This window comes from Rhizobium sp. LARHSG275 (assembly GCF_052871115.1).
The window spans coordinates 99006-121108 of the sequence record NZ_JBIXJN010000010.1 but is presented as its reverse complement, the minus strand read 5'-3'; the positions used below and the strand labels follow the sequence as shown (position 1 = coordinate 121108).

The 22103-nt window shown below is 63.1% G+C and carries 20 protein-coding genes; 11 read left to right on the top strand and 9 right to left on the bottom strand.

Annotation, left to right across the window (positions count from 1 at the left end):
- Positions 1–83: 83 nt before the first annotated feature.
- Both ACIPSK_RS15505 and parE read right to left on the bottom strand, forming a co-directional pair.
- Complete coding sequence (locus ACIPSK_RS15505; protein ID WP_162117122.1) at positions 84–1238, bottom strand: esterase-like activity of phytase family protein; 1155 nt, start codon at positions 1236–1238, stop codon at positions 84–86.
- A 197-nt stretch (positions 1239–1435) separates the two neighbouring features.
- Entirely contained in the window at positions 1436–3535 is a 2100-nt protein-coding gene (parE, locus tag ACIPSK_RS15500; protein WP_162117123.1) for a DNA topoisomerase IV subunit B, read from the bottom strand.
- 219 nt (positions 3536–3754) lie between these two features.
- Between parE and ACIPSK_RS15495 the strand changes: the two genes are divergently transcribed.
- From ACIPSK_RS15495 to ACIPSK_RS15475, 5 genes are all read left to right on the top strand, one after another.
- Positions 3755–4654, top strand: a complete 900-nt coding sequence (locus tag ACIPSK_RS15495; protein WP_162117124.1) for an alpha/beta hydrolase — start codon at positions 3755–3757, stop codon at positions 4652–4654.
- Positions 4655–4850: 196 nt separating this feature from the next.
- A complete protein-coding gene (tpiA, locus tag ACIPSK_RS15490) occupies positions 4851–5621 on the top strand; it encodes a triose-phosphate isomerase (RefSeq protein WP_017964390.1) in 771 nt (256 codons plus the stop codon).
- A 131-nt stretch (positions 5622–5752) separates the two neighbouring features.
- Positions 5753–6283, top strand: a complete 531-nt coding sequence (gene secG, locus ACIPSK_RS15485; RefSeq protein WP_162117125.1) for a preprotein translocase subunit SecG — start codon at positions 5753–5755, stop codon at positions 6281–6283.
- A gap of 143 nt (positions 6284–6426) precedes the next feature.
- Positions 6427–8055: a CTP synthase gene (locus ACIPSK_RS15480; protein ID WP_017964388.1), complete on the top strand. Its 1629-nt coding sequence runs from the start codon at positions 6427–6429 to the stop codon at positions 8053–8055.
- Positions 8056–8126: 71 nt separating this feature from the next.
- Positions 8127–8597, top strand: coding sequence for an SRPBCC family protein (locus tag ACIPSK_RS15475; protein ID WP_162117126.1), 471 nt, complete (start codon positions 8127–8129; stop codon positions 8595–8597).
- Positions 8598–8639: 42 nt separating this feature from the next.
- Here the strand turns inward: ACIPSK_RS15475 and ACIPSK_RS15470 are convergent, their stop codons facing one another.
- Entirely contained in the window at positions 8640–9728 is a 1089-nt protein-coding gene (locus tag ACIPSK_RS15470) for a citrate synthase/methylcitrate synthase (RefSeq protein WP_162117127.1), read from the bottom strand.
- Between the two features lie 83 nt (positions 9729–9811).
- Between ACIPSK_RS15470 and ACIPSK_RS15465 the strand changes: the two genes are divergently transcribed.
- From ACIPSK_RS15465 to ACIPSK_RS15440, 6 genes are all read left to right on the top strand, one after another.
- A complete protein-coding gene (locus ACIPSK_RS15465) occupies positions 9812–10957 on the top strand; it encodes a citrate synthase (RefSeq protein WP_162117128.1) in 1146 nt (381 codons plus the stop codon).
- 138 nt (positions 10958–11095) lie between these two features.
- Entirely contained in the window at positions 11096–11614 is a 519-nt protein-coding gene (locus ACIPSK_RS15460) for a FecR domain-containing protein (protein ID WP_162117129.1), read from the top strand.
- A gap of 5 nt (positions 11615–11619) precedes the next feature.
- Positions 11620–13476, top strand: a complete 1857-nt coding sequence (locus tag ACIPSK_RS15455; protein WP_162117130.1) for a CHASE2 domain-containing protein — start codon at positions 11620–11622, stop codon at positions 13474–13476.
- Positions 13477–13575: 99 nt separating this feature from the next.
- The gene (locus ACIPSK_RS15450) at positions 13576–15546 is read left to right on the top strand and encodes a DEAD/DEAH box helicase (protein WP_162117131.1); all 1971 of its coding nucleotides are present in this window, start codon (positions 13576–13578) and stop codon (positions 15544–15546) included.
- A gap of 65 nt (positions 15547–15611) precedes the next feature.
- The gene (locus tag ACIPSK_RS15445) at positions 15612–16046 is read left to right on the top strand and encodes a GNAT family N-acetyltransferase (protein WP_017964381.1); all 435 of its coding nucleotides are present in this window, start codon (positions 15612–15614) and stop codon (positions 16044–16046) included.
- Positions 16047–16071: 25 nt separating this feature from the next.
- Positions 16072–16746 (top strand): class I SAM-dependent methyltransferase, encoded by a 675-nt coding sequence (locus tag ACIPSK_RS15440; RefSeq protein ID WP_162117132.1) that lies wholly within the window; start codon positions 16072–16074, stop codon positions 16744–16746.
- 44 nt (positions 16747–16790) lie between these two features.
- On the opposite strand, the gene ACIPSK_RS15435 is transcribed toward ACIPSK_RS15440, so the two are convergent.
- The 6 genes from ACIPSK_RS15435 to trpD form a co-directional block, all read right to left on the bottom strand.
- Positions 16791–17435, bottom strand: a complete 645-nt coding sequence (locus tag ACIPSK_RS15435) for a hypothetical protein (protein ID WP_162117133.1) — start codon at positions 17433–17435, stop codon at positions 16791–16793.
- A gap of 29 nt (positions 17436–17464) precedes the next feature.
- Positions 17465–18433 carry a hypothetical protein gene (locus ACIPSK_RS15430; protein ID WP_162117134.1) on the bottom strand — a complete coding sequence of 323 codons (969 nt, stop codon included), beginning with the start codon at positions 18431–18433 and terminating at the stop codon, positions 17465–17467.
- A gap of 109 nt (positions 18434–18542) precedes the next feature.
- A complete protein-coding gene (locus ACIPSK_RS15425; protein WP_162117135.1) occupies positions 18543–19766 on the bottom strand; it encodes a molybdopterin molybdotransferase MoeA in 1224 nt (407 codons plus the stop codon).
- Positions 19763–20260 (bottom strand): cyclic pyranopterin monophosphate synthase MoaC, encoded by a 498-nt coding sequence (gene moaC, locus ACIPSK_RS15420; protein ID WP_162117136.1) that lies wholly within the window; start codon positions 20258–20260, stop codon positions 19763–19765. Before moaC ends, ACIPSK_RS15425 begins: the two co-directional genes overlap by 4 nt.
- 1 nt (position 20261) lies before the next feature.
- Positions 20262–21074, bottom strand: a complete 813-nt coding sequence (gene trpC, locus ACIPSK_RS15415; RefSeq protein WP_162117137.1) for an indole-3-glycerol phosphate synthase TrpC — start codon at positions 21072–21074, stop codon at positions 20262–20264.
- 9 nt (positions 21075–21083) lie between these two features.
- Positions 21084–22100, bottom strand: coding sequence for an anthranilate phosphoribosyltransferase (gene trpD, locus ACIPSK_RS15410; RefSeq protein WP_162117138.1), 1017 nt, complete (start codon positions 22098–22100; stop codon positions 21084–21086).
- Positions 22101–22103 lie beyond the last annotated feature (3 nt).

Below are 22103 nucleotides of genomic sequence, written 5' to 3'. Positions count from 1 at the left end.
GGGCCATCAACCCGGCGGTTTCAAGGTCCGCACCATGAAAGCGTATACAAAGCGTCGCTATTCGGCCCTCAGACCCGGGCCTCTTACTGCTGCGGGCGGCTGAGAATCTTGAAGGCGTAGAATTGCGTCTTCTGGCTGGTCGAAAAATTATTATCGGAGCCGAGAATGAGAACATCGGTGCCGTCCTTGGCCTTGCCGAGCGACATGGCCTCGATATTGTCGGGAACGAGGCCGATCGCCCTCAAATCGAGGACCTGGCTCTTGCGGACGGGAACGACGCGCTGGTCGTTCTTCGCGAGGGACGCGATGGCGGATACATCGGTGGCATCAGTCAGATCCATCATCATGATCTTGATGCTGTTGCCGAAGCCCTGGGCATAACTGCGCTCGACGGCGAGCAGGTGGTGATCGTCCAGGGCGAGCATCTCCGACATGCCGTTGTCATTGCCGCCGTCGGCCTTGGTAGCGGCCTGCGGGATTGGTGAGACCGGATAGACGTACTCGGCCTTCGGCTCGCCGGTGGCGCCGTCGTAACGGATGATGCGCGACAGGCTGCCTGATGTCAGCGAAGGGTTCGGGCCATCCTGGTAAAGGGCCGCTTCGACACCGACGAAAACATCGCCTGAGGGCGCGACGGCGAGATCTTCGAAGGCGAGGTTGTCGCGGATGCCGCTCGATTTGTCTGCGGTCGGCGCAAAGCCTTCCGGCAGCTTGAACTCGCGGACAAAGGAACCGTCCGGCGAAGTGACGCGGACGAAGGGCGGAAGCAGCGCCTTGCCGTCGCCTTCGCTGCCCCAATAGATGCCGTCCTTGCCGAGGCGGATCGATTCCGGATCGACGGCCCGGGCAGCGAAGGGCTCGCCGTTCTTGTCCTTCAGCGTCACCTGCTTGACGACCGAAACGCCCTTGAGGCCAGACGCCTCGAGATCGACGTCGAGTTCGTAGAAGCGGGCCGGGCCTCTTTCCGAGCGGTCGTCGCTGATGGCGAGATAGTGGCCGGTGGCGGCATCGAAATCTAGGCCGGAAATGCCGCCGAATTCGACGCCGTTTTCCATGTGGCCGGTGGGGATAACGAATTCACCGAGATAGGAGAGCGAAATGCCGGCGGCGCAATCGCCAAAGGGGCAGGCGGTCTCGAAGGTGGCGCCGATATCGGTGGCCCCAATATCGGTGGTGCTGGCGGTGACGGTGCTGGACAGGAGAACGAAAGCGGCGGCCGCGAGAAAACGCTTGGTCATGACAAATATCCGGCAAGGGTTGAAAACGGTTCGACCGGCGCAAATCCTCCCAGGGGGAGGCACGCCGACCGCTTCATGCGCCGGTTGTTTGACGGAGTTGTTACGGTTCTTCGTCAGTTCCGTGAAATCGCCAATGCTAAAATGCGGAGCGCCGAATCCGTGTCTATCCGACCGTTCGGCGCGCTCGATGGCATACCCTAGATATCGAGATTCTCCACGAAAGCCGCGCGATCCTGGATGAAGCGGAAGCGGGCTTCGGGCTTGGTGCCCATCAGATCGTCGACGGCGGCGCGCGTGCCTTCGAAATCGATCTCGTCGATCAGCACCTTGAGCAGGGTGCGCTTGGACGGATCCATCGTGGTTTCCTTGAGCTGAGCGGGCATCATCTCGCCGAGGCCTTTGAAACGGCTGATCTCGACCTTGGCCTTGCCCTTGAACTCCGTCTGCATCAGCTCGGCGCGATGATTGTCGTCGCGGGCATAGGCGGATTTCGAGCCTTGGGTGATTTTGTAGAGCGGCGGCACGGCGAGGAAGAGGTGGCCGCCGCGCACCAGTTCCGGCATCTCCTGATAGAAGAAGGTGATGAGCAGCGAGGCGATGTGGGCGCCGTCGACGTCGGCATCGGTCATGACGATGATGCGCTCGTAGCGCAGGTCTTCGTCGCGGTATTTCGAGCGCGTGCCGCAGCCGAGCGCCTGGACGAGATCGGCGAGCTGCTGGTTGGCGCCGAGTTTTTCGCGGCCGGCGCTGGCAACATTGAGGATCTTGCCGCGTAGCGGCAGAATGGCCTGATTGGAGCGGTTGCGCGCCTGCTTGGCCGAACCGCCCGCCGAGTCGCCCTCGACGATGAAGAGTTCGGCGCCTTCGGCGGTGTTCTGCGAGCAGTCGGCGAGCTTGCCGGGCAGGCGCAATTTGCGGACCGCCGTCTTGCGGTTGACTTCCTTTTCCTTGCGGCGGCGCAGGCGCTCCTCGGCGCGTTCGATCACCCAGTCGAGCAGCTTGGCCGACTCGTTCGGATTATCGGCAAGGTAATGGTCGAAGGGATCGCGCAGCGCGTTCTCGACGATGCGCTGGGCCTCGACGGTCGCAAGCTTGTCCTTGGTCTGGCCGACGAATTCCGGCTCGCGGATGAAGACCGACAGCATGCCGACGGCCGAGATCATCACGTCGTCGGTGGTGATCTGCGCGGCGCGCTTGTTCTGCGTCAGCTCGGCATAGGCCTTCAGGCCCTTGGTCAGCGCGATGCGCAGGCCGGCCTCATGCGTGCCACCTTCGGGCGTCGGGATAGTGTTGCAATAGGAATGCACCTGCGGATCGCCGCCATACCAGGTGATCGCCCATTCCATTGAGCCGTGCCCGCTGGTCTTCTCGGTCTTGCCGGCAAAGATCTCGCGGGTAACGGTGAACTCCTTTCCCATCGTCGCCTGGAGATAGTCCTTCAGGCCGCCGGGGAAGTGGAAGACGGCCTTGTCAGGCACCTCGGAACCTTCGGGCAGCACGCCCGCCTCGCAGCTCCAGCGGATTTCGACGCCGCCGAACAGATAGGCCTTCGAGCGCGCCATGCGAAAGACGCGGGCGGCATCGAACTTCATATGATCCCCAAAGATCTGGGGGTCGGGATGGAAGCGCACGCGGGTGCCGCGGCGATTGTGGACGTCGCCCAACTCTTCGAGACCGCCCTGCGGCAGGCCGCGGGAGAAGCGCTGGCGATAGAGCTTGCGATTTCGCGCCACCTCGACCTCGAGGTCGTCGGAGAGAGCGTTGACGACCGAGACGCCGACGCCGTGCAGGCCGCCCGAGGTCTCATAAGCCTTGCCGTCGAATTTGCCGCCGGCATGCAGCTTGGTCATGATGACTTCGAGCGTCGACTTGCCTGGCACCTGCGGATGGTTCTCGACCGGAATGCCGCGGCCGTTGTCGGAGACGGTGAGATAACCCTCGAGGTCGAGATAGACCTCGATGAAATTGGCGTGCCCGGCGACCGCCTCGTCCATCGCATTGTCGATGACTTCGGCAAAGAGGTGGTGCAGCGCCTTTTCATCGGTGCCGCCGATATACATGCCAGGGCGCATGCGCACCGGCTCGAGGCCTTCGAGGACGCGGATCGACGAGGCGCCGTAATCATCCGAGTTCGAGGCGGCGGGCGCGGGACGTGCTGAGGCTCCGGCAGCAGGGGGTGCTGCGGCGATGGGCGCAGCCGGAGCCGGCGGCCGTTCGGCGGGCGCCGCAGGCTTCTGCGCCTCCTCGCGTTTTTCAGAGAGGGGCATTGCGGAAAAGAGGTCGTTGCTGTCGTCCATGGAGCCGTTCAGATCTTCATCCTGTCTTAGGTCTGGCTTGGGCGGGCATCCGCCGCCGACCCAAAATCACCGCATTTCATGCCACGTTTGCGAATCAGGCAGATTTTGCCAGAAAGCACATCTATACGCGACACCGCCTGTTTTGGCGGGCTTTTCTCAAATGATTTGCGTTGCCGGGTGCGGAATGGCAAGCGGCAGCAGCCTTCAGGAACCATCCGAATGCGAATGTCCACAAGTCATTGCACCATCTTGACGGCAATTGCGGCGTTTTTCTTGTCCGCGGCCATCCTGTCCGCTGTTGGCCCGGCGCAGGCAGCCGATGCTTTGCCGCCTTTCAAGGACGACCTGTTTTCGAAGCAGGCCGTGCTGCAGACGGGCGATGACGGCGCCTTCGAGGTCATCGACTATGACGAGATGCGAGATATCAACGGCCGCGACCAGATCCCGCAGAAGCGGGTGCAGCAGAAATATGTGGCGCTCGCCATCCGCAAGGCCCAAGCGGACGAGACGCTGTCTGTCGACGGCATCAAGCTCGATGTCACCAGGGTGGGACCGGTCGGGAATGCCGCCTTCACGGTGATTTTCATCCATGGGCGCGACGGTGACCGGCGGCTCGGCGCCAACGACTATAGCTTCGGCGGCAATTTCAACCGGCTGAAGAACCTCGTCGCCGGCAATGGCGGCGTTTATTATTCGCCGACGGTCAAAAGCTTCGACAGCAGCGGCGTTGCGGCGATCACCGGCCTGATCCGCTATGCCAGCGCGCAATCACCCGGCCGGCCGATCATCCTTTCCTGCGCCTCGATGGGCAGCCAGGTCTGCTGGGGCATTGCGCGTGACAGCGACAGCGTCAAGCGGCTGAAGGGCATGCTGATCATGAGCGGCGTGACCGATCCCGATTTCACCAGGAGCGCCCTCTACAAGGCGAAGCTGCCGCTCTGGTTCGCCCATGGCAGCCGCGATCCTGTCTATGCCGCCGCCGCCCAGCAAGCGCTGTTCGAAAGCCTGCACAAGGCAAAATATCCGGCGCGTTTCACGCTGTTTCAGACCGGCAATCACGGGACGCCAATCCGGATGATCGACTGGCGCAGGGTGTTGAACTGGATTCTCGCCGGCTAGAGCGCAGCGGGCCGATGCGTGAATTCAAAATGCTACCTCAGCGTGCCTGATAAGACGCGCGGCGCTATAGCGGACGATTTTCGGCAGAAATATGCGCGGGATCGCAGAGATTCCCCTTACGTCAAGGGCATGATGCTTTTCTTTGCTGCAAGCTTTTGATATTGCCCAAGGCATAAGCAGATTGTGGAAGGCCGGCATGACACCTGATGTGCGCCCGCTTGTGGCGGGAAACTGGAAAATGAATGGCATGCGTGCCTCCCTGGATCAGATCAAAGCGATCGCCGAGGGTGTTCGCCCGCCGCTGGCCGACAAGGTCGAAGCGCTGATCTGCCCGCCGACGACGCTGCTCTATGTGGCGACGGCGCTGTGCACCGACAGCCCGCTGGCGATCGGCGCTCAGGACTGCCATCAGAACCCGTCCGGTGCGCATACCGGCGACATCTCGGCCGAGATGATTGCCGATTGTTTCGGCACCTATGTCATCGTCGGCCATTCCGAGCGGCGCACCGACCATGCCGAAACCGACCATCTGGTCCGCGCCAAGGCGGAGGCCGCCTTCGCTGCCGGGCTGACGGCGATCATCTGCATCGGCGAAACCGCGGATGAACGCCGGACAGGCCAGGCGCTCGACGTCATCAAGCGCCAGCTTTCCGCCTCGGTTCCGGACGGCGCCACAGCTGAGAGGACAGTCATCGCCTACGAGCCGATCTGGGCGATCGGCACCGGTGTGACGCCGACATCAGGTGATGTCGAAAAGGCTCATGCCTTCATGCGCGCAGAACTTGTGGCCCGCTTCGGTGATGACGGCCGCAAGATGCGTCTTCTCTACGGCGGTTCGGTCAAACCGGCCAATGCCCACGAGCTGATGGGCATTGCCAATGTCGACGGGGCGCTGATCGGCGGAGCGAGCTTGAAAGCGGCCGACTTCCTTGCCATCTACCGGGCCTATGAGGCGCTGCTCGCCTGAGACATTTTTTATTCCTGAGTTTATTCCCGAGTTTATTCCTGGCCGAAGGGCTTGGAATAGATGAAAGCCTCATGTAAAGAGCCGCCAGAATTCTTAACTTTGTCCGTCTCGAGGCGGGCAGGACTGGACCCATGCAGACCGTATTGATTGTCATCCATCTCATGATCGTGCTCGCCCTTGTCGGCGTCGTGCTCATCCAGCGCTCGGAAGGCGGCGGCCTCGGCATCGGCGGCGGTTCGGGCTTCATGTCGGCCCGCGGCACGGCCAATGCACTGACGCGCACCACCGCGATCCTCGCGACGCTGTTTTTCCTGACCTCACTCGGCCTCGGCATTCTGACGCGTTATGAAGGCCGCCCGAGCGACATTCTCGATCGCATTCCGGCAACAGGCGGCCAGGGCAACGGTATTCTCGATTCGCTCGGCGGCGGGCAGGCTCCGGCAAATCAGCCGGCCGGCAACGGTGTTCCGAGCAGCGGGGCAGCGACGCCCGCACCGCAGGCTCCCGCCGCTCAAGCTCCAGCAACTGGGGCGCCGGCAACTGGCACTCCGGCAACTCAGGCCCCGGCGGCCACCGCGCCTTCAACAACTGCTCCGGCAACGCCCGCAGCTCCGGCCGCGCCGGCACCGGCTCAGCCCTCCGGCGTCCCGACGGGACAGTAAGCCGGTCTTCGACATAAACCGCCGGCAGGCCCTCGGGTCTGCCGGTTTTCTTTTGTTCAGATTCCTGCGCCACGCATCGAAAGTTCTGGAAAAGAATTTTTGGGCTGGTGGAATCGTTTTTGAAAAGGTATCCGGTGACTCCCATGGCGCGATACGTATTCATCACTGGCGGCGTGGTTTCCTCTCTCGGAAAAGGAATTGCGGCCGCGGCTCTCGGAGCGTTGCTGCAGGCCCGTGGATATCGGGTCCGGCTTCGCAAGCTCGACCCATATCTGAACGTGGACCCGGGCACGATGAGCCCGACCCAGCACGGGGAGGTCTTCGTCACCGACGACGGCGCGGAAACCGATCTCGATCTCGGTCATTACGAACGTTTCACGGGGCGTTCGGCGACCAAGACCGACAACATCACCACCGGCCGCATCTACAAGAACATCATCGACAAGGAACGGCGCGGCGATTATCTCGGCGCGACGGTGCAGGTCATCCCGCATGTTACCAACGAGATCAAGGATTTCGTCACCGAGGGTAATGGCGATTACGACTTCGTCATCTGCGAGATCGGCGGCACGGTCGGCGACATCGAGGCGATGCCGTTCATGGAGGCGATCCGCCAGCTTGGCAACGACCTGCCGCGCGGCACTGCCGTCTACGTCCACCTGACGCTGATGCCCTACATTCCGGCGGCCGGCGAGCTCAAGACCAAGCCGACGCAGCATTCGGTCAAGGAACTGCAGGCGCTCGGCATTCATCCCGATATCCTGCTGGTGCGCGCCGACCGCGAAATTCCGGAAGCCGAACGCCGCAAGCTCTCGCTATTCTGCAACGTTCGCCCGTCCGCCGTCATCCAGGCGCTCGACGTCGCCAACATCTATGACGTGCCGATCGCCTACCACAAGGAAGGCCTGGACGACGAAGTCCTTGCTGCCTTCGGCATCGAGCCGGCGCCAAAGCCGCGGCTCGACCCTTGGGAAGAGGTCTGCAATCGCATCCGCACGCCGGAAGGCGAGGTGACCATCGCGATCGTCGGCAAATATACCGGCCTCAAGGATGCCTATAAGTCGCTGATCGAGGCGCTGCATCACGGCGGCATCGCCAATCGCGTCAAGGTCAACCTCGAATGGATCGAATCCGAGGTCTTCGAAAAGGAAGATCCGGCGCCCTATCTCGAAAAGGTGCACGGCATCCTCGTGCCCGGCGGCTTCGGCGAACGCGGTTCGGAAGGCAAGATCCACGCTGCCCGCTTTGCCCGGGAGCGCAAGGTGCCGTATTTCGGTATCTGCTTCGGCATGCAGATGGCGGTCATCGAGGCGGCGCGCAATCTCGCCGACGTGTCCGGTGCCTCCTCGACCGAATTTGGCGCGACGAAAGAACCGGTGGTCGGCCTGATGACCGAATGGGTCAAGGGCAACGAATTGCAGAAGCGCACGGCAGCCGGGGATCTCGGCGGTACGATGCGCCTCGGCGCCTACAAGGCGGCGCTGAAGAAGGGCACGAAGATCTCGGATATCTACGGTTCCACCGATATTTCCGAGCGTCACCGCCACCGCTACGAGGTGAATATCGACTACAAGGACCGGCTCGAGAACTGCGGCCTCGTCTTCTCCGGCATGTCACCGGACGGCGTCCTGCCGGAGACGATCGAATATCCGGATCATCCGTGGTTCATCGGCGTGCAGTACCACCCGGAACTGAAGAGCCGGCCGCTCGACCCGCATCCGCTGTTTGCCAGCTTCATCGAAGCGGCAACGGAACAGAGCCGCCTCGTCTGATGCATGCAAACCAGATCGCGTTGTTTCAGGCGCGATCTGGATAACATCCGTGCCTGCGCTAACTTGCCGGCATGACCTCTTCACGCAGCACGACCGTCTCACGCTTCATCGCGGCACCACGCGAGTGCATCTACCGCGCCTTCCTCGATGCAGAGGCGGTCGCCACCTGGCTTCCGCCCGGTACGATGAAGGGCATCGTCCATGCCTTCGAGGGCAGGGAAGGCGGCGCCTTCAGCATGTCGCTCGTCTATCCCGATGACGAGGCGTCGCGGCCGGGCAAGACCTCTGACAAGATCGACACGTTCCAGGGCCGTTTTGCACGGCTCGTGCCTGACGAGAACATCGTCTGGGCGACGGTCTTCGATTCCGATGATGAAGATTTTTCCGGCGAGATGACGGTCAGCACGACTTTGTCGACCGCCGATGGAGGCACCGATGTGACGATGGTCTGCGACAACATCCCCTCCGGCATTCGGCTGGAAGACAATGAAGAAGGCTGCCGCTCGACACTCGACAACCTCGCCGCCTTCGTCGGCGGTTGACGATCGCCGGCAAGGACATGCCCCTGCTGGCGAATTCAACTTTCAGGCAGCGGCCGGCAGCGGCCCGATATAGACCGAGCGCGGGCGGATCAGCCTGCCTTCAAGCGCCTGTTCGCGCGCATGCGCCAGCCATCCGACCGTGCGGCCGATCGCGAAGACGCCGGTGAAGGCCTCGCGGGGAAAGCTGAGCGCTTCCAGCAGCAGCGCGGTATAAAACTCGACATTGACGTCGAGCGGCCGGTTCGGCTTGCGCGCCTTCAGGATCGCCAATGCGGCGGTCTCCACGGCTTCCGCCAGAGCGCCGCGGGCGCTGTTCACCTGGCCCGTTGAGATCAACGGCTTCAGCGCGCCCTTCAGCGCATCGGCGCGCGGATCGCGGACGCGATAGATGCGGTGGCCGAAGCCCATCAGCCTTTCGCCGCGGTCGAGTGCTTCCTCGATCCACGGGTAAGCATTCTCCGCCGTTCCGATTGCATCCAGCATGTCGAGCACGGGACCGGGCGCGCCGCCATGCAGCGGCCCTTTCAGCGCGCTCACCGCCGCGAGTACGGAAGAGGTGAGGCCGGCCTGCGTCGAGGCAATGACGCGCGATGCGAAGGTCGAGGCATTGAGGCCATGGTCCGATATCGTCACGAGATAGGTGTCGAGTGCCGCTGTCTGCTCCCTGGTCGGCAATTTTCCAGTCAGCATGCGCAGGATATCGGCCGCCTGCGGCAGCGAGGTGTCGGGCGCGATCGGTCTTTTGCCGCGTTGCTTGCGAAGGATCGCCGGCAGGAAAACTGCGGGCGCAGCCAGAAGGCTGAGAGCGGTATCGAAATCCTCGCCGTCGGGAAGGCGGGCGATCAGCGCCCGCATCGCATCGACCGGAGGCAAAGCGAGCAGGGCGGCGTCAGCGGCCTTGATGTGGCCGAAAATCCTCGTTCGCGCCTGCGCCAACCAGTCGCGCAATTCCGCTTCGTCGAAGCTTTTTTCCATCAGCCCATCGAGCAATAGGGCGGCGACGCCTTCATAGGTGCCGTTTGCAACCAGGTGATCCAGCGATACGCCACGGATGATCAGTCGTCCTGCTTCGCCATCGACATCCGAAAGCTGCGTTTCGGCAGCAATGACATCTTCCAAGCCGCTTTTCATGTTGTTTCTCCTTTACGGTCCGGATGATCCGACCTAGTTTCATTGACGTCAATCTTGACGCAATTGATCAATGTGAGGCTCCGATGTCGTGGCTGACCGCCGAGGAGGCGCTGCAGGCACTGAAGACCAAGCCGCAGACGCTCTATGCCAATGTCAGCCGCGGACGCATCCGCGCCAAGCCCGATCCCGCCGACCCGCGTCGCAGCCTCTATCAAGCTACTGACGTACAGCGGCTTGCCGAACGCCATGCCGGCCGCCGCAAGACCGAAACGGTCGCCGCCGAGGCGATCCGCTGGGGCGATCCGGTTCTGTCGTCGGCAATCTCCACCATCATCGGCGGACGGCTTTTCTATCGCGGAAAGGATGCGGCCGGTTTCGCGAAAGCCGCGACGCTCGAGCAGACGGCGACACTGCTCTGGAACGGCGCGGAAACATTCTCTGGTGGCAACGAGACCTGCCATGCCTCGCCGTCGCTTCAGGCAGCATTCCAGGCGCTGGCGGGGCGGGTGACATCGGATCTGCCATCGCTCGGCCGCTCGCAGGCAGCACTTCGCCGCGAAGCAAGCGGCGTTCTCCACACCATCGCCGATGCACTGGCGCCGGGGCCTTTCGACCAGCCGCTGCATCTCAGGCTTGCGACAAGCTGGCAGCGGCCGGATGCCGCCGATTGCCTGCGCCGCGCGCTGGTGCTGCTTGCCGATCACGAACTCAACGCCTCGACCTTTGCGGCGCGGGTCACGGCATCGGCGGGGGCGGCCCTTTCGGCCGCCGTGCTGTCCGGTCTGGCGACGCTGACAGGGCCGCTGCATGGTGCCGCCTGGCAAGCCGTCGACGCCTTGATAGAGACCGCTTCCACCCTTGGGGCGGAGAAGGCGATCCGCCGCACGCTTGCCCAGGGCAATCGCCTTTCGGCCTTCGGCCATCCGCTCTATCCGGATGGCGATGCCAGGGCCTTGGCGCTGCTGTCGCACTTCCCCCTGCCGCCGCAATTTGCCGAGGTCCGGAAAGTGGGCGAGGAGATGGTCGGCGAGAAGGTCAACGTCGATTTTGCGCTTGCCGCAATGGCCGCCGCCTTCGATCTCCCGAGGGAGGCGCCGATCATCATCTTTTCGCTCGCCCGTTCCGTGGGTTGGCTGGCGCATGCTATGGAGCAGATCGACAGCGGCGAATTGATCCGGCCGCGGGCGCGTTATGCAGGACCGGCGCCTGAAACGGGCACCAGAACTTAAGAATTCCGCCTCCGATTGCGCTGGTTAGCTTTTTTTGCCTAGGGAAATATCCGAATTCGGCTATCATGCTTCTCATGGAAGAAGACGGTTGGCGGACGCTTTCGACAAGAGCCGTCCGCACGGTCAAGGGGACTTTCCATGAATACGACGTTTCGCAGCCAGCTTGCCGCCATACTCGCTGTCGGCCTCATTCCGCATGGGTCGGCCCTTGCGCAGTCTGCCGGCTGCACGGTTTCGCGTGATGCCGGCGCCCGCCAGGTGCTCAGTTGTCCAGGTGGCGTCACTGTGACGGCAGAGGCGGGCGCTGCCTACAGCCTCGTCGACCGCAACCGTGACGGCAGCCCCGATTCGGCATCGCTGCGCCGCAAGGCCATCCTCGTCGATGTCGATAACACCCAGCACGCCGGTGGTTTCCAGGTCGTGACGCCGCAGGCGATCGCCGCTGTGCGCGGCACGCAATGGGCTGTTGATGTCGCAGGCGGCAAGACCTCTGTGCTGGTCGTCAGGGGCAGCGTCGCGGTCCGCCGGCCGGCCGGCGAGGCAGTGGTGCTGTCGCCCGGCGAGGGCGTCGACGTCAGCGGCGGGACCGAACCTCTCGTCGTGCGTCGCTGGCCGGCGCCGCGCGCCGCCGCCCTTCTTGCCCGGCTCGGCCAATAAGTCCCATGAACCATCGCCTGCTGACAGTGATCGCGCTGCTGCTCGCCGGTCTTTGGGGGGCTGCGCTCGGCTATACCAATCTCAATGCCGGAAGCGGCCTTCTCGACCGGATGGAAGCCTCGCTTGCCGATATCCGCAGCGCCATTGTCGGGGCGAAGACACCGCCTCCCGTCGTCTCGATCGTCGCGATCGACGACCGCACTGCTAGGGCGCACGGCTATCCGCTCGATCGGGCGACACTCGCGCGCCTCGCCGACGCGATCACCGCGTTGAAGCCGAAGGCCCTGGCGATCGATATTCTGCTGGTCGATCCGGGTCCGGAGGCGGGTGATGCGGCGCTGACATCAGCCCTTCGCCAGGGGCCGAGCGTGATTGCAGCCGCGGCCACTTTTGCGCAAAGCAGCCAGCGGGTCACCGATGTGGCCGAGGATCCGCTTGCCGCGATCCCGGAGGCAAACCAGCTGCTATTGCCGCTTCCCCGCTTTGCCGAGGCTGCCGCGGTCGGGATCGTCAATGTCGCAACCGACCAGACCGGCACGCCGCGCTTCATTCCGCTGATCTCGCGTGCCGCAGACCGGCTGGATCCGGCTTTTCCGCTGCGTGCCGCATCGGTGGCGCTCGGCGTTGATCCCAGGATCGAACATGACGCCATCATGCTCGGAAAGCTGCGTATTCCCACCGATATCGGCCAGCGTCTGCCGGTGACCTTCTATGGCGGGCACGGCAGCATCGCCACCTTCAGCGCCGCCGATGCGCTGGACGGCAAGCTTTCGGCGGATGCGGTGGCAGGCCGGATCGTCGTCATCGGTTCGACTGTCACCGGCGGCGGCGACGTCTACCCGACGCCGTTCGATCCCGTCATGCCCGGCGTCGAGGTAATGTCGACGGCGATCACCCATCTCGTCACCGGCGATGGCATGGTGCGTGACCACAGGATGCGGCTGATCGATGCCGCCACCGCCGTCGGACTGCCGATCGTGCTCGTGTCGCTGGTCGCCTGGCGCCGGAGTGCGGCAGGCTATCTCATCATCGTGCTGACGCTGGTCCTCTGGGCGATGCTCAATCTGTCGGCCTATGCACATGGCTACTGGCTGAGTGCGGCGCTGCCGATCGCCGCAGCGCTGCCGCCGGCGCTGATCTTCGGGGCGGCCGAACTCTGGCTCGACCGCGGCCGCGCCCGCCATTTTGCCGAGCAGAGCGCGCTGCTGCAGCGCATCGAGGCGCCTGGCCTTGGCGAGTGGCTGGCGCGCGATCCGAATTTCCTCGCCGCGCCTGTGCGCCAGAACGCCGCCGTCATCTTCATCGATCTCTCCGGTTTCACCGGCCTCAGCGAAAATATCGGGCCGGTCAAGGTGAGCGAGATGCTGAGCGGATTCTTCGAACTGGTCGACGAGGAGGCGCGCGCCCATGGCGGCGCCATCACCAGCTTCATGGGCGACGGGGCGATGATCCTGTTCGGCCTGCCGGAGCCTGCCGATGACGATGCCGCCCGCGCCGCTGCCTGCGCAGTCAGCCTCTGCGAGCGCACCCGGGCCTGGCTTCAAGCGCATGCGAGCTTTGCCCCAAAGAAGATCGGCTTTAAAGTCGGCGCCCATTGCGGCCCGATCGTCGCCTCGCGTCTCGGCACCGGCGACCGGCAGCAGATCACGGCGGCGGGCGACACCATCAATGTCGGCAGCAGGCTGATGGAGGTCGCCGCCCGCCATGGCGTCGAGCTGGCGCTGAGCGCCGAAATCGTCCGCGCCGCCGGTCCCGATAGCGTGCTCACGCAGTCCGGCCGCATGGAGGGACCGTTGGAAACGGCGTTGCGTGGCCGGGCAAGCCGCATCGACGCCTGGCTGTGGCGCAGCCGCACACTTTGACAATCGCCGCGGGAGGGGCTAGGAACGGCGCAAATACCCCGCCGGCTGGCTCCGGCCATGGCGCAGCAACGCGCCTGACAGCTCCGAAAGATCGAACTCATGACAGAATTCAACGGCGTCGTTCCGGCGATCGCCAAGGCGTTGCAGAAGCGCGGTTACGCCGAACTTACCCCGGTGCAGAAGGCGATGCTCGATCCGGCGCTCGCCGCTTCCGACGCGCTGGTCTCGGCCCAGACCGGCTCCGGCAAGACCGTCGCCTTCGGCCTGGCGCTGGCGCCGACGCTGCTCGAAGGCAGGGAGCGCTTCGGCAATGCCGGAGCTCCGCTCGCTCTCGTCATCGCCCCGACGCGCGAACTTGCCCTGCAGGTGAAGCGCGAGCTCGAGTGGCTCTTTGAGATGACCGGCGCGGTGATCGCCAGCTGCGTCGGCGGCATGGACATCCGCAGCGAGCGCCGCACGCTCGAACGCGGCGCCCATATTGTCGTCGGCACGCCTGGCCGGCTCTGCGACCATATTCGCCGCAGGGCGCTCGACATGTCGGAACTGAAGGCTGCCGTGCTCGACGAGGCCGACGAGATGCTCGATCTCGGCTTCCGCGAAGACCTCGAATTCATTCTCGATGCGGCGCCGGACGAACGCCGGACGCTGATGTTTTCGGCAACGGTGCCGGCGGCGATCGCCAAGCTTGCCAAGAGCTACCAGCGCAATGCCGTGCGCATCAGCACCGCGGCCGAGGAAAAGCAGCATATCGACATCGAATATCGCGCGCTCATGGTCGCCCCGAGCGACCGCGAGAATGCGATCATCAACGTGCTGCGCTATTACGAGGCGACCAATGCCATCGTCTTCTGCTCGACGCGTGCTGCCGTCAACCATCTGACGGCGCGGTTCAACAACCGCAATTTCGCAGTGGTAGCGCTATCAGGCGAGCTGACGCAGAACGAGCGCACCCACGCGCTGCAGGCGATGCGCGACGGGCGCGCCCGGGTCTGCATCGCGACCGACGTTGCCGCCCGCGGCATCGACCTGCCGGGACTCGATCTCGTCATTCATGCCGACCTGCCGACCAATCCGGACACGCTGCTGCACCGCAGCGGCCGCACCGGCCGGGCCGGACGCAAGGGCATCAGCGCCATGATCGTGCCGCTGAATGCACGGCGCAAGGCCGAGCGCCTGCTCGAGAATGCCGGTATTTCGGCTGCCTGGGCGCGACCGCCCTCGGCCGAGGAAGTGAGCGAGCGCGACGACGAGCGACTGCTCACCGATCCGATCTTCAACGAAACGCCGCAAGAGGAAGAGCAGGGGTTGGTGCAGCAGCTTCTCGCCATCCACGGCGCCGAAAAGCTCGCCGCCGCTTTCTTACGTCTTTACCGCACCAATCATTCGGCGCCGGAAGATCTCATCGAGGTTACTGTGCAGGACGAGCGCAGCCGCAAGCGCCGCGACAATGCCGAGCCCTACGAGCCGGCGCAGAAGGGACCGCGCGAAGATTTCGGCGCCAGCGTCTGGTTCTCCGTCTCGGTCGGGCGCAAGCAGAATGCCGAGCCGCGCTGGCTGATCCCGATGCTCTGCCGCAACGGCAATGTAACGAAGCGCGAAATCGGCGCGATCAAGATGCAGCCCGAGGAAACCTATGTGGAGATCGCCGCGGCGAGTGCCGAAAGCTTCCTGGCGGCGATCGGTCCGAACAAGGCGCTCGAACGCGGCATCCGCGTGACCAGGCTTTCCGGCACGCCGGATTTCAGCCGGGCGTCTGCGCCAAAACCCTATGCCGGCAAGCCATCCCGTGACGAGCGGCCGGACGATTCGTTCCGTGGCGAGCGGCCGAAGAACAAGTTCGGCAAGGGTCCGGGCGGCGGATATGCTGCAGCCGACAATAGCGGCGGGGACAAACGGGATAGCAAGCCCTGGAGCAAGAAGCCGGGCAAACCCGCCTTCGATGGCCCGAAGTCCGACAAGCCGAAATACGACAAGCCGAAATTCGAAGGCCCCAGATCCGAAGGCCCCAAATATGAGGGCAAGGGCGGCGGCGCACCGAAGAATAAGTTTTCAAAGAAGAAGCCCGGCTGATTTTGCCGGCAGCCCTTCGCTGGTCCGGCGGAGGGCTTTGGGTCTTATCCCTGAGGGAGGCAAGGATGGTGATGGAAACGGCGATTCTCAGCGTTCCGGTTTTCAGTGCGCTCTGCAATGAGGCCTTCCGGCTGCGGCGCGCCGTTTTCGTGCATGAGCAGAAGGTTCCCGAAGCCGAGGAATTCGATGCCGACGATCTCAGCGCCCATCATCTCGTCGCCGTCATCGCGGGCGAAGTATCCGGCACGCTGCGAGTCATCTACGCCGAGGAACATGTGAAGATCGGCCGGGTTGCGGTTGCCGGCCGATGGCGCGGCCAGGGCATTGCAGCCGCAATGATCGGGCGAGCGATGGAACTGCATCGCGGCGCGCGCGACAATCGCTTCTATCTCACAGCGCAGGCCGACAAGCTGCCGCTTTACGAGCGTTTCGGCTTCTTTGCCTATGGCGCGGAATTTCTTGACGGTGGCATGCCGCATCTTGCCATGAAGAACTACTGAGCTTCGTCGGCAGGAGCAGACGACCATGAAACGCCCGGGCACGCCGCAACCCGATCCCGCCGCCTTCATTCAGGCCAACCTGCCGATATCACCCGTTCCATCCATCCCCGAGATCCGGCTCCATACGGCAGGACCTGCGAGCGGGCTCTGGCGGCTTGCCGGTCGTGGAGAGGCCGATCCGCCGCCTTACTGGGCCTATCCCTGGGCCGGCGGCGCGGTGCTTGCCCGCCATCTGCTCGACCGGCCGGAAATTGTGCGCGGCCGCCGGGTGCTCGATCTCGGCGCCGGCTCCGGGCTCGTAGCCATTGCCGTGGCCAAGGCCGGCGCAGCCACGGTGACCGCTATCGACATCGATGCCAATGCCATTGCCGCGATCTGTCTCAACGCGGCGATCAACGGCGTGGATATCGCGACCGTCGCCGCCGATATCATCGAGGGTCAGCCACCAGCGACTGACCTTCTCGTGGTCGGCGACCTGTTTTACGATCCCTCGCTTGCCTTGCGGGTGATGGCCTTCTTGCGGCGTTGCCAGGCCGCCGGTATCGAGGTGCTGATCGGCGATCCCGCGCGCGCCTACCTGCCGCAGGGCGAACTCAGCCGGATCGCCACCCATGCGGTTGCGGATTTTGGCGGGGGCAGCACAGGCGGCGGTGCCGTGCCGGCGGGCGTCTTTACTCTCTGCGGCAACGGTGAGAGGTGACACGAAGCACGGCTTGAAATTCGGTATATTGACCTCTGGATCAATCAATAAGCGAAAGTCTGAACAGCGTCTGGCCTCACACCATAGATCGTTTCAAAGTGGCTGTCGGCAAAACCTTTTATATCGCCATGACTAGCGCTTTGGCTAAGCCAGCGATAATTATAAGTGAAAGGGCCGGGGCGCCTGATCCATTGATCCGTCATGTCGTAGGTGAGGTTGATCGCGTAAAAGCTGTCGAACACTTCCTGAACAACGGACGCATCGCGGCCAGGAACAAGTCGCGGAAAGATCCCGTCATCATCCTCCTTGTCCATGAAAAGTGCACTGTGCCGATCAAATAGCTCAGACGCTTGTTCCGACACTCGCTCGCCTGCCATCCACGCTCCAGGCCAGCAAAAAAACTCCGGTGTCTTGAGCTTGTCTCGCATGAACGAGAGGAAGTGTGAAAACAGCACTCGAATCGGCATGTTTCCCGGCTTAAATCTGAACAACCGGTGCTCTTCCATAAGCTCCCGAAACGGTGCGCCTTCCTTCGTCCAGTCCGAACATGTGGCAGCAATAGCAAGGGGAGAGTCGTTCAATGAGTGATGCGCCAGCTCCTCCGTGACAGCTATGTATTCTTCACGGGAGTAATGTTGGATTGCTGTTACCACCGTTGGGCATTTCAATCGAACTACTGTCGCCAGCATCAAAAAACGCGCGCCCGGGTCAGTGTCGGTTATGAAGGAGTGATAGTGCGGCCATATACGATGCGGAAATCCTGATCCTGGATTGATTCCATGTCACAGACGAGAAGGAATAGTCCCACCGTCGGATGGATTACAGATGAGGGTCGCTCCAGCTGTGTTGCCTTAAGAAATGCATTAAACGCTACTTCATACACGCCATGCAGCATGCCGAGTGCCTTGAAATCATTGAGATCAAGATTGCCTCCGGAGGCGAATGCCAGATATTGCATTTGTGCAAAGCACGCTTGGCCTTCAAAAATTTCTCTTGCGCCTATCCCCCAGAGCTCGACCCGCGAACCGAAGTAAAACCCTTTTTCCTTCTCATTGTTCAGAGCATGAAAAGGCTCCTCCCATTCTTTCGGGTGCTGCAACACCTTGAAATCAGGGTCAGCAGTGGCGGCCAGCACGAGCACGTTGTTACCATAGGCAATTTGGTGGGCGTGTCCGATGGACTCGAAGAGAGGATCGTGAACAACCGCCTTCGCCGAGTTCGCGTCGTGGGTTAGGGCGCGGAACGCGCCGAAGTCAAAGTGATTGTTGACAATACGATTAGCCAGCCCGCTGATATTTTCGATCGTGCTGGGCCCGGGCAGTGCAAGTGCCAACTCGCGAACAGACTTTTGAAAGCCCACTTTTTGCAGAAGCTCTTTCAAATGGGTGTAGTTTGCATGCGCCTGCGACGGATATGTCAGGCTGAGCATCAACCCGTATGTAGAGCCGACGTGCTGCCACCAGTGAATTGTCTCATGTAGGTAGGTGGAGAACGCCTGCGTTCGTTCAAAACCGACCTCATGATTGGTGACAATGCCAACAGGTAACTCGGCAAGCTTTCGATGCACCGCAGGCGACAGTCTGAGTACAAACTGAAATGTATTATAGAGGCCGTGAGCTTCGAGCGTCGCGGCGAAATTTCCATTGTCCATGGACGACAACAAATCAGGATGGAGACGGATTTCCACTTGTTTGTCACATCCCTAGTAAAGAATAGAGCGTCTAATCAATTCCGCCCGCGTCCCGACAGGAGCAGAAAAAGATCGCTCAGACGTCAAAATGATTGCAACTGTAATATCAGGCCAGAAGATCCGGCCGCAACAGCATGACCGGGCAGGGCGCTCCCGCCGGCAATTCCCCCGCGTGCGGCGGGCGGATGACGAGGCAATCGGCTGCGGCGAAGACCTTCATCATCGAGGAATCCTGCTTGCCGAAAGGTTCGGCGAGCCAATGGCCGGCGGCGGATTTCGAGAGCTTCGCCCTGATATAGTCCTGCCGGTGGTCGTTGGCGCGCAGCGTGACAGCCGTCTCCACCGTTGCCTCGCGCCGCACCGGCGGCAGGGAGGCGAGCTTGCGGATCAGCGGCTCCAGGAAGAGCAGCGAACAGACGAGGCTCGAGACCGGATTGCCGGGCAGGCCGAGCACATGCGTCTTGCCGAAGCTGCCGACCATAAGCGGTTTGCCGGGGCGCATGGCGATGCGCCAGAAATCAAGCTGCATGCCGGCCTCGATTAACGTGGCTTGCACCAGATCATGGTCGCCGACCGAAGCGCCGCCGAGCGTGACGATCACATCGACCTTGGCGCCCCGCGCCATGTCGATCGCTGCGGTGATCTTGGTCTTGTCGTCAGGCACGATGCCGAGATCGAGTACATCGGCGCCGGCTTTGCGGGCAAGGGCTGCAATACCAAACGTATTGGATGCGATGATCTGTGAAGGGCCGGGCGTGCTTCCAGGCGGCAGCAGTTCGTCGCCGGTTGCAAGGATGGCGATCAGCGGGCGGCGCAGCACCTCGACATCAGGCCGGTTCATGCCGGCGGCGACCGTCAGCCGCGAGAAATCAAGCACGGTGCCGGCCGACAACACGGCTTCGCCTTCGGCGAAATCCTGGCCCCTGGGACGCACATGCTGGCCCTGCCGCACAGGGAAATTGGTTCTGATGCCGCCTTCGATCTTCTCGGCATCCTCCTGCAGCAAGACGCTATCGGCGCCCGGCGGAACAGGCGCGCCGGTGAAGATGCGGACGGCTTCACCCTGGCTGACGCTTCCCTCGAAGCCATGGCCGGCGGAAGACATGCCGATGACCTTCAGCTCGGCGCCCGGCTCCGGCGCGTCTTCGCGGCGCAGCGCATAGCCATCCATGGCGGAGGCATTGAAGGGCGGTTGGGTCAGGCCGGCCGTCAAATCGACGGCCAGGACGCGGCCCTCAGCCTCGGCAAGCGGCAGCGTCTCGGACGCAGCAATGGGCTTCGCGCTGGAGAGCAAGCGGTTCAGGGCCTCGGCAACCGGGAGAAGGTTCATCTTGCCTCCGGATGACGGAAATCGCCGGACTTTCCGCCGGACTTTTCAAGAAGTCTGATGCCGTTGATCTCCATTGCCTTATCGGCCGCCTTGGCCATGTCGTAGATCGTCAGACAAGCGACCGAGACGGCGGTCAGCGCCTCCATCTCCACACCGGTCTTGCCGGTCAGCTTGGCGGTTGCCGTAACGCGCAGACCGGGCAGGGTGGTATCTTCCTCGATCTCGACCGTGACCTTCGTCAGCATCAGCGGATGGCAGAGCGGGATGAGATCGGCGGTGCGTTTTGCCGCCATGATGCCGGCAAGGCGCGCCGTGCCGATGACATCGCCCTTCCTGGCATCGCCTTGGCGGATGAGAGCGAGCGTTTCCGCCGCCATCTTCACATGTCCCTCGGCAGTGGCGATGCGCACCGTCTCGGCCTTCTCGGAGACATCGACCATATGCGCCTCGCCCGATGCCCCGATATGAGTTAGCTTTGGCTTTTGGCCGCTCATATCATTCGGCCGCGATAGCGGCTTCGCCAAAGAGCAGCGCGCGGGTGGCAGCGGCGACGTCGTCCTTGCGCATCAGGCTCTCGCCGACGAGGAAGGTATTGATGTCGACGGCCTGCAAGCGCTTGCAATCGGCGTGGGTGAAGATGCCGCTTTCGCCGACCAGCAGCCGGTCGTCGGGCACCATGGGCGCAAGCGCCTCGCTGACCGTCAGGCTGACCTCGAAAGTGCGCAGATTGCGGTTGTTGATGCCGATGAGCGGCGAAGAAAGTTTCAGTGCCCGCTCCATCTCCTCGGCGTCGTGGACCTCGGCCAGCACGTCCATGCCGAGGCCGAGGGCTTCGTCTTGCAGGCGTTCGGCTTCATCTTCGGACAGCGAGGCCATGATCAGCAGGATGCAGTCTGCGCCCCAGGCGCGGGCCTCGTGCACCTGATAGGTTTCGAACATGAAATCCTTGCGCAGCGCCGGCAGCGCGCAGGCAGCACGGGCGGCTGTCAAAAATTCCGGCGCCCCCTGAAAGCTCGGCGTGTCGGTGAGCACCGAAAGGCAGGCGGCACCGCCGGCCTCATAGGCGCTCGCCAGCGACGGCGGATCGAAGTCCGGGCGAATGAGACCCTTCGAGGGGCTCGCCTTCTTGATCTCGGCGATCAGGCCGAAGCCGCCGGCATCACGCTTAGCAATGAGCGCCTTGTGGAAGCCGCGCGGCGCGGACTGGCCGGCTTGCATCGCCTTGAGATCGGCAAGCGACACTGTCGCCTTGGCAGCGGCGATCTCCTCGCGCTTGTAGAGTTCGATCTTCTTCAGGATATCGGTCATCGGGCAATCCTAGTCGATATCGTTGGAAACGGCGATGAGTTTGTCGAGGGCGAGCGCCGTGGCACCGCTATCCAGCGAATGCGTGGCCAGCGTCATGCCGTCGCGGATCGTTTCGACCTTGCCAGCGATGACGAGCGAGGCGGCGGCATTGGCGAGCGAGATATCGCGATAGGCGTTCTTGGCGCCGCCGAGCACCTCGCGAAGGGCTGCGGCGTTGGCGACACCATCACCGCCCTTGATGTCGGCGAGCACGCAAGGGCTGACGCCGAAATCGGCGGGCGAGAGTTCGAAGGTGCGGATCTTGCCGTCTTCGAGTGCCGCGACTTTTGTAATGCCGGTCGTGGTGATCTCGTCGAGGCCGTCGCCATGGACCACCCAGACGCATTCGGAGCCGAGATCGCGCATGACTTCGGCAAGCGGCACCAGCCATTGCGGCGAGAAGACGCCGAGCAGCTGGCGGCGGACGCCGGCCGGACTGGAAAGTGGCCCGAGCAGATTGAAGATCGTCCGCGTGCCAAGCTCCACCCGCGAGGGGCCGACATGGCGCATGGCGGAATGATGCAGCTGCGCGAACATGAAGCCGACGCCGGCTTCGGCGATACAACGGGAGATGATCTCGGGACCGACATCGAGCTTGACGCCGAGTGCCGCCAGATTGTCGGCCGCGCCCGATTTCGAACTCAGCGCCCGGTTGCCGTGTTTGGCGACGGGAACACCGGCGCCGGCGACGATCAGCGCTGCCAGCGTCGAGATGTTATAGGTGCCGCTGGCATCGCCGCCGGTGCCGACGATGTCGATCGCATCGGCCGGGGCCTCGACGGTCAGCATCTTCGAGCGCATCGCGGTCACCGCGCCGACGATCTCATCGACCGTTTCGCCGCGCACACGCAGCGCCATCAGGAAGCCGCCGATCTGCGAGGGGGTCGCCTGGCCCGACATCAGGATGTCGAAGGCGGCACGGGCCTCGTCACGCGTCAGCGGCTCGCGGCTTGCGGCCTTGGCCAGGAACGGCTTCAGATCGGTCATAAA